Origin of the sequence: Phycicoccus endophyticus, assembly GCF_011326735.1 — a bacterium.
Taxonomy (GTDB): Bacteria; Actinomycetota; Actinomycetes; order Actinomycetales; family Dermatophilaceae; genus Phycicoccus; species Phycicoccus endophyticus.
On the sequence record NZ_JAANCN010000012.1, the window covers coordinates 87,585 to 95,490 of the forward strand.

Below are 7,906 nucleotides of genomic sequence, written 5' to 3' on the forward strand. Positions count from 1 at the left end.
GACGTCGTGCCACTGATCACCCTGCGCCATGCCTTGGACGCGGCCCGGGACGGCGGGTACGCCATCGGGGCCTTCAACGTGAGCGACCTCATCCAAGCCGAGGCCGTGCTCGACGCCGCGGAGCTCACCGACTCACCCGTGATCGTGGAGACGCTTGCGGGCGTGTCCTCACACGGCGAGGACGCGCGGTACTGGTCCGGTCTCCTGCACCTCATCGGTACCTATCCGGACCTGCCCGTCGTCCTCCACCTGGACCACGGTCCGGACGCCACGACATGCCGGAGGGCCGTTGACCACGGCTTCTCCAGCGTCATGATCGACGGCAGTCTCGGCTCGGACGGCCGGCCGAGCTCGTTCGAGGCGAACGTGGAGGTCACGGCCGAGGTGGTCGAGTACGCCCACGCCGCCGGGGTGTCGGTCGAGGGCGAGCTGGGAACCATCGGCGGCAGCAAGGTCGACGGCAGCCGTGCCGAGATCGTGTTGGCGGACCCGGAGCAGGCTCGCGAGTTCGTCGACCGCACCGGGGTAGACGCGCTGGCCGTGGCCATCGGGACCTCGCACGGGGCCTACAAGTTCGACACCCCGCCGGACGGGTCGGTCCTGCACATGGATCTCATCCGGCGCATCGCCGAGCGGGTACCCGGGACGCACCTCGTCATGCACGGGTCGTCCTCCCTCCCGGCCGACCTGCGGGAGCAGAACAACCGTTTCGGAGCCTCGCTGCCGCAGTCATGGGGGGTCCCCGACGAGGAGAAGGAGCGCTCGGTCTCGATGGGTGTACGCAAGATCAACCAGGGGATGGACTCCCACCTGGCCTTCACCGGTGCCGTCCGGGAAGCGCTGGCGCGCGACGGCCTCTCGGTCGACCCCGCGCAGTACCTCGGTCAGGGCCGGCAGGCGATGCAGGACCTGGTCGCTGTCCGGATGCGCCTGTTCGGTCAGGCAGGCCGGGCGGACGACCTGCGAAACGCCTCGCCGGCCCCTGCAACGGCCGGGGGAGCCCGATGAGCCACTACGTCGTGCCCGTTGCCCCAGATCCGCTCACCCACGCCGATGACGAGGTGTACCTCGTGGCCAGCGGAGACCTGCGTCTGGCGGCAAACCAGACCTGCTGGCCCGTCCAGCGGGTGCTCGAGGGGGACCTCGAGCGCGCGGTGCACTCTGTGGGCCGTCGGCTCCGACGGGCACATCCGGTCGACGAGGAGGAGGGGCACGGCTTCATCTCGAGCCAGCGGATGGGCATCGAGGTGTTCCGTACGGTTCCTCCCGAGGCGCCGCTCGTCGTGGCCGAGGCGGTCTGGCAGTACAGCCACCATGTCCTCGCCGGCCTGCGCACCCACCGCGGCCCCATCCTGCTGGTCGCCAACTGGAGCGGCGAGTTCCCCGGGCTGGTCGGCATGCTGGGTCTCACCGCGAGCCTGACGAAGGCCGGGGTCGAGCACTCGATCTTGTGGAGCAAGGACTTCACCGACGACTGGGCACTCGACAAGCTGCAGGAGTGGGTCGACACCGGTCGGATCGTGCACGACCTCTCCCACGTACGGGACCTGCCGCCGCTTCCCGACTGCGAGGAGTCTGCACTGGGCCGAGCCCTCGCCGATCAGCTCCTGCGCGAGAAGGCGGTGATCGGGGTGTTCGACGAAGGATGCATGGGCATGTACAACGCCATCATCGACGACGAGCTGCTCAACCCGCTGGGCATCTACAAGGAGCGCCTGTCCCAGAGCGCTCTCGTGGCCGAGATGGCGCGCGTCGACGAGGAGGAGGCCCAGTCGGTCCGGCGGTGGCTGGACGACGCGGGGATGACGTTCCACACGGGGACGCGCGAGGAGACCGAGCTCACGGACGCCCAGCTGCTCAGCCAGTTCCGGATGTACATCGCCGCCCTGCGCATCGCCGACGACTTCGGCCTGGACGCGGTGGGAATCCAGTACCAGCAGGGCCTGAAGGACACCGTGCCCGCGAGTGACCTCGCCGAGGGGCTGCTGAACAACGTGGCCCGGCCGCCCGTCCGCTCGCGGGACGGTTCGCGCGAGCTGTACGCGGGGGTGGCCCTGCCCCACTTCAACGAGGTCGACGAGGGCGTGGCCGTCGACAGCCTGGTGACCAACCGGGTGTGGACAGCCATGGGCATGGACCCGGCCACGACCTTGCACGACATCCGGTGGGGCGAGGAGTACGACGGCGACTTCGTCTGGGTCATGGAGATCAGCGGAGCGGTGCCTGCCTCGCACAACGGCGGGTATGCGCACAGCTGGTCGATGCGCCAGCCGCCCATGTACTTCCCGTTGGGCGGCGGGACCCTCAGTGGCGTGTCGCGGCCCGGCGAGATCGTCTGGTCACGGGTCTTCATCGAGGACGGATCGCTGCACGTGGACCTCGGCCGGGGTTCGGCCGTCGCGCTGCCCTCCGAGGAGACCCGGCGCCGGCTCGAGGCCACCACCCCGCAGTGGCCGATCATGCATGCCGTGCTTCACGGCGTCGGACGAGACCAGCTCATGGCCCGCCACAAGGCCAACCACCTCAACGTCGTCTACGCCCCGGATCCCCAGACCGCGGACCGTGGCCTGCTCGCCAAGGCGGCGATGTTCGCCTCGCTCGGGCTCACGGTGCACCTGTGCGGCGACGTCCGGGTCTGAGAGCGGAGAGACCCTCATGAGCGAGGCTGGACCACTGGTCCTCGGCATCGACCTCGGGACCGGCAGCAGCAAAGGGGTGTTGGCCACCCTCGAGGGGAAGGTCGTCGCGACCGCGACAGTGCCGCGACCCAGCTCGATGTCGCTGCCGCGTCCCGGCTGGGCCGAGGTCGACGCCGAGGCGGTCTGGTGGACAGACGTGTGCAGCATCGGCCGTCAGCTGGCGGCCCAGGCCGCGCACCGGGCGTGCACGGTCGCTGCGCTGTGCGTCAGTGGGGTCGGTCCGTGTCTGCTGCCCACCGACGCGCGGGCCGTCCCCCTCCGTCCGGCCATCCTGTACGGCATCGACATGCGGGCCACCGCCGAGATCGACGAGCTCACACGTCGGTACGGAGACGACACCGTGCTGCAGGTGGCAGGTACCCCGCTCACGACCCAGGCGGTCGGGCCGAAGGCCCTGTGGCTCCGGCACAACGAACCGGAGGTCTGGTCGAGGACCCGGGAGTGGCACACCTCGACCTCGTACGTCGTCCGGCGCCTCACCGGCGAGTACGTCATGGACCATCACACCGCCAGCCAGAGTGTCCCGTTGTACGACCTGGCCCGGGAGAGCTGGCACTCTTCCTGGTACGGCGAGGTCATGGGCGACGTTCCGGCACCACGCCTGGCGTGGGGGAGCGAGGTCGTCGGTTCGGTGTCGGAGGCCGCGGCGGCCGAGACGGGGCTGCCGGCCGGGACCCCTGTCTGCGCGGGCACTGTCGACGCATGGGCCGAGGCGTTGAGCGCCGGTGTCTCGGATCCCGGCGACCTGATGGTGATGTACGGGTCGACGATGTTCTTCGTCCAGGTCGTCGACCGCCCCGCGGCACATCCGCTGCTGTGGAACACGACGGGGGTGATGCCGGGCTCTCGAACGCGGGCCGCCGGCATGGCCACGTCCGGTTCGATCACGACCTGGCTGCAGGACCTCGTCGGAGGGGCGGGCTTCGAGACCTTGCAGGCGGAGGCCGCAGCGGTGCCACCGGGCTCGGATGGCCTGCTCTTGTTGCCGTACTTCGCAGGGGAGCGGACTCCCATCTTCGACCCCCAGGCCAGCGGCGTGCTGGCGGGGTTGACCTTGCGTCACACCCGGGGACATCTCTTGCGGGCGACGTACGAGGCAACCGGACATGCGGTTCGGCAGATCGTCGACCTCCTCGACGACGTCGCGACACCGGTACGCCGGATCGTGGCCGTGGGGGGTGGCACACAGGGCGGGTTGTGGCCACAGATCGTGAGCGATGTGTCGGGCCGGGAACAGCTGGTGCCCACGGAAACGATCGGCGCGAGCTACGGAGACGCGCTCATTGCGGCGGTCGGCGCCGGGCTGGTGCCCGCGACGACGTCCTGGGCGACCGAGGACAGGGTCGTCGAACCACGGACGGCGTTGTCGGAGCTCTATGCGGGAATGCACGCTGACTACCAGGCCCTGTACGAGAGCACCCGGCCGGTGGTGCACCGCCTGGCCGAGCTTCGTCAGCGGAACGCCGCCATGGGGCGCACCTGACCGCAGCTCCACCTGCTCCCACACGAGACCGCCGCGGCTGACGAGAGTCGGCCGCGGCGGCCTGTGGGCACTGCTGCCGGCCGGTCAGCCGGGGAAGTGGATGTAGCGCCAGCCCGACGGCGCGGTGCGCCGGTGGTTGTAGGCGTATGCCGGGCTCCAGTTGTACTCCTCGAAGGAGATCCGGCCGTCGGCGCGCACCCGGTTGACCCAGGCGACGTGGCCGTGGCCGTCCGGGACACCGACCGCCCCGACCCGCGGAGTGCGGTTGACGCGCAGGCCGGCCTGCTGGGCGGCGTTGATCCAGTTCGAGGCATTGCCCCAGTGGACCCCGCGCCAGTAGTTGTTGAACGAGATGCCGTTGCGGCGGTTGAGCCGCCAGGCGACGAACGACGTGCACTCCCGGGTGTAGAAGTTCCAGCGGTCGACCTGGTCGACGGCGCTGTTCTTGTACGGGTAGTCGTTGACCGGGTCGGCGGCGCTGACGGCCAGAGCCGGCTCCGCCGTGAGCATCGGCAGGGTGACGGCGGTCGCCGCCGCACCGAGGCCGAGCCCGAGGATCGACCGGCGGTCGGGCCGGGCGTTCTGGACATGGGTCATGTGAGGTCCCCCCTAGGGTCAGGTGCGAGTTCCCCCTCGCACGTGGCTCGCAACCTACTCCTGTTCGCGCCCGTCGTCGCGGCAACGACCGGGGGACTCTCCCCGCCCTGTCGCCGCACGATGGTCTCGCGTCCCGCGGGACCGTCCGTGATGCCGCCCGCTGGCCGGAGTGACACATGCTGCGGTGCTGTACCACGTCCGCGGAGGTGCAGCGCCTCGCATCGCCGTGCGATGCCGCACCCACCGGGGTTTGTGAGAATCGGGGGCATGGAGACCGCGCTCGTCGACCCACGCGATCAGACCTGGGAGATCGAGGACCCCGTCTTTCGGGTCTACTTCCACGACCAGCGCGGGACCTCCTCGGAGTACGAGGTCCGCGGTGCGCAGGTCGACGAGGTGCTCGACTGGGCGGCGCGGGTTGCCGACGGGCGCACGTTCGTCCTCTACGTCTGCGTCCCGGACGAAGGTATCGGTCTGGTTCGACTCCTGGGCCAGGATCCGAACGCAGCTTGACCTCGAGGGTCGTGCCCAACCGTGCGCGACCCATGCCACGACGGGACCAGACTGCGCGGATGTACGTGCTACCGCGGAGACGATCGGCTGGTCCGGCGATCCAGCTGACGGGTAGGTGCCGAGCGGCGCCTGCGGACATGCGACGGGAGGCCGGTGGCCCCGACAGGATTCGAACTGTCTGCTCCGTGAACCGCCCCGGCATGTCCGGAGACTCCGATCCTTGGGAAGGTTGGAGTCATGCCAGGAGAGACAAGCCGGCGGTACCCGGCGGAGCTGAAGGCTCGGGCGGTGCGGATGTACGCCGAGATCCGCCCCGATCATGAGAGCGACTGGGAGGCGATGGGCCGGGTCGCTGAGCTGCTCGGGGTCGCCACCGCGGAGACGGTCCGTAAGTGGGTGCGTCAGGGGCAGGTCGACGCCGGCGACCGGGCCGGGGTCAGCACCGAGGAGGCCGCGGAGGTCAAGCGGCTGCGGCGGGAGAACGCCGAGCTGCGCCGCGCGAACGCGATCCTGAAGGCGGCGTCGAGTTTCTTCGCGTCAATGCCACGCTGATCGGGTCCGGCGGGGTTCGCTCGTTTCTTCGCTGCCCCGGGTTCGTCGGTGGCTTCTCGTCCGATGTGCGGCCTCGCCGGGCGCCCTGACCGTCGGGTTCCTCGTGGCTTGATAGGAGCCTGCATCTGGCTGGATTGAGGCGTGCCCGGGGTCACCCGGCGACCAGGACGTCCTCATTGTCGAGCAGGAGAAGCGAGGCCGTCATGGTCATGATCGGAACCGATTCACACAAGAAGACGCACACCGTGGTCGCGCTCGACCGGGTCGGCCGGAAGCTCGGTGAGCTGACGGTGCGCGCCAACACCGACGGCCACGTGAACCTGCTGCGTTGGGCCGCCGGGTTCGGCGAGGTCACCTTCGCGTTGGAGGACTGCCGGCACCTGACCCGCCGGCTTGAGGGTGACCTGCTGCGGGCCGGCCAACGAGTGATGCGGGTACCCACGCGGTTGATGGCTGATGCCCGTCGTGGAGCCCGCGCGCCTGGCAAGTCCGACCCGATCGACGCCGAAGCCGTCGCCCTGGCGGCGCTGCGCCACGCGGACTTGCCGGTGGCCGAGCTGGACGGCCCAGCCCGGGAGATCAAGCTCCTGTCGGACTACCGCCGTGACCTGGTCATGCAGCGCACCCGTGCCTGCTGTCAGCTGCGCTGGCACCTGCACGAGCTCGACCCCGACCTGGAGGTCCGCTCCCGCAGCCTGCGCAACGACAACACCACCCGCCGGGTCGCGGACGCGCTCGAGGGCGTGGACGGGATCGTCGCGCGCCTGGCGCGGGATTTGCTCGCGCGGATCGTCGAGCTCAACACCTTGGTGAAGGCCCTCGAGAAGGAGCTAGCCGCCCTAGTGGCCGCCCAGGCCCCCAGCCTGCTCGCCATCCCCGGCGTCGGGGTGCTCTCGGCGGCCGTGCTCATCGGCGAAACCGCCGGCGTGCATCGCTTCCGCGACGCCGCTGCCTACGCCCGGTTCACCGGCACCGCACCGGTCCCAGTGTGGTCCGGGTCCAGCGCCGGGAAGGTCCGACTCAACCGCGGCGGCAACCGACAGTCCAACTACGCCCTGCACATGATCGCCGTCACCCAAGCCCGCGGCATCGGTCCCGGCCGGGAGTATCTGGAACGTCAGAGCCGCCGCGGCAAGGACCGCACCGCAGCCTTCCGCCTCCTCCGGCGTCGCCTGTCCGACACCGTCTTCCAGGCACTGCGCGCCGACCAACGCCACAACGTCACCGACCTTCCCACCGCGGCCTGACCCGCAGCCCTTGACATAGGAGCATCGCCGAGCTCGACCGGCCCTCCCGGTGATCGTGGACTTCATCCGCGAGCACGCAGGCCACCGCGAAGACGGTGGGCTGCGCTGGGGTGTCGAGCCGATCTGCCGGGTGCTGTCCGAGCACGGCCTGCAGGTCGCCCCGTCGACGTACTACGAGCACGCCGGCCGTACCCCGACCGCGCGGGAGCGGCGCGACGCCCACCTGCTGGGTGAGATCCGGCGGGTCCACGCCGCGAACTACGCGGTGTACGGCGCCCGGAAGGTGTGGCTGGCCCTGAACCGGGAGGGCATCCCGGTGGCTCGTTGCATCGTGGAGCGGCTGATGCGCGCCGACGGGCTGCACGGCGCGGTCCGCGGCAAGGTCAAGCGCACCACCATCGCCGACCCGGCGGCCGAGCGGGCCCGGGACCTGGTCGGTCGCAACTTCGCCCCGACCGCGCCGGACCGGTTGTGGGTCGCCGACATCACCTACGTCAGCACGTGGTCGGGGTGGGTGTACGTCGCGTTCGTCGTCGACGCCTACGCCCGCCGCATCCTGGGCTGGCGGTGCGGGACCAGTATGGGTACCGACCTGGTGCTTGACGCGCTCGAGCAGGCCATCTGGACCCGGCAACGCACCGGCGCCGACCTGGGAGCCGTTGTGGCGCACAGCGACCGAGGGGCCCAGGGCGGATTCAAGCGGTCGTCGCAACACCTCGATCGTGGAGGTGTCGATGGGAGTTCGGGAGCGTCAGCAGCAGGTCCGGTTGTATCGGGGGCAGGTGCCCTCGCCGGGGCGGCCGACGGTGGCGTGG

6 protein-coding genes and 2 pseudogenes are annotated in these 7,906 nt (G+C 70.3%); 7 read left to right on the forward strand and 1 reads right to left on the reverse strand.

What is annotated here, in order from left to right:
- Window positions 1–6: 6 nt before the first annotated feature.
- Genes G8D98_RS12855 through G8D98_RS12865 form a run of 3 tightly spaced genes read left to right on the forward strand, consistent with a single transcriptional unit; the run spans window position 7 to window position 4,182 of the window.
- Window positions 7–1,008 (forward strand): ketose-bisphosphate aldolase, encoded by a 1,002-nt coding sequence (locus G8D98_RS12855; RefSeq protein WP_166104019.1) that lies wholly within the window; start codon window positions 7–9, stop codon window positions 1,006–1,008.
- Window positions 1,005–2,639, forward strand: a complete 1,635-nt coding sequence (locus tag G8D98_RS12860) for a fucose isomerase (protein ID WP_166104022.1) — start codon at window positions 1,005–1,007, stop codon at window positions 2,637–2,639. The genes G8D98_RS12855 and G8D98_RS12860 overlap by 4 nt, the downstream gene beginning before the upstream one ends.
- A 16-nt stretch (window positions 2,640–2,655) precedes the next feature.
- A complete protein-coding gene (locus G8D98_RS12865) occupies window positions 2,656–4,182 on the forward strand; it encodes an FGGY-family carbohydrate kinase (protein WP_166104025.1) in 1,527 nt (508 codons plus the stop codon).
- A gap of 84 nt (window positions 4,183–4,266) precedes the next feature.
- On the opposite strand, the gene G8D98_RS12870 is transcribed toward G8D98_RS12865, so the two are convergent.
- Window positions 4,267–4,779, reverse strand: a complete 513-nt coding sequence (locus G8D98_RS12870; protein WP_166104028.1) for a CHAP domain-containing protein — start codon at window positions 4,777–4,779, stop codon at window positions 4,267–4,269.
- Window positions 4,780–5,046: 267 nt separating this feature from the next.
- Here G8D98_RS12870 and G8D98_RS12875 point away from each other — a divergent pair, with 267 nt between their 5' ends.
- From G8D98_RS12875 to G8D98_RS12890, 4 genes and pseudogenes are all read left to right on the forward strand, one after another.
- Window positions 5,047–5,292: a hypothetical protein gene (locus tag G8D98_RS12875; protein ID WP_166104030.1), complete on the forward strand. Its 246-nt coding sequence runs from the start codon at window positions 5,047–5,049 to the stop codon at window positions 5,290–5,292.
- Window positions 5,293–5,529: 237 nt separating this feature from the next.
- Window positions 5,530–5,841, forward strand: a pseudogene (locus G8D98_RS12880) (transposase); the annotation flags it as partial.
- Window positions 5,842–6,047: 206 nt separating this feature from the next.
- Complete coding sequence (locus G8D98_RS12885) at window positions 6,048–7,091, forward strand: IS110 family RNA-guided transposase (RefSeq protein WP_166104033.1); 1,044 nt, start codon at window positions 6,048–6,050, stop codon at window positions 7,089–7,091.
- Window positions 7,092–7,119: 28 nt separating this feature from the next.
- A pseudogene (locus tag G8D98_RS12890) lies at window positions 7,120–7,842 on the forward strand (IS3 family transposase); the annotation flags it as partial.
- Between the last annotated feature and the right edge of the window lie 64 nt (window positions 7,843–7,906).

Coding starts and splice junctions, on each gene's coding strand:
- G8D98_RS12875 (WP_166104030.1), top strand. CDS start 5,047: ATGGAGACCGCGCTCGTCGACCCACGCGATCAGACCTGGGAGATCGAG.
- G8D98_RS12865 (WP_166104025.1), top strand. CDS start 2,656: ATGAGCGAGGCTGGACCACTGGTCCTCGGCATCGACCTCGGGACCGGC.
- G8D98_RS12860 (WP_166104022.1), top strand. CDS start 1,005: ATGAGCCACTACGTCGTGCCCGTTGCCCCAGATCCGCTCACCCACGCC.
- G8D98_RS12870 (WP_166104028.1), bottom strand. CDS start 4,779: ATGACCCATGTCCAGAACGCCCGGCCCGACCGCCGGTCGATCCTCGGG.
- G8D98_RS12885 (WP_166104033.1), top strand. CDS start 6,048: ATGGTCATGATCGGAACCGATTCACACAAGAAGACGCACACCGTGGTC.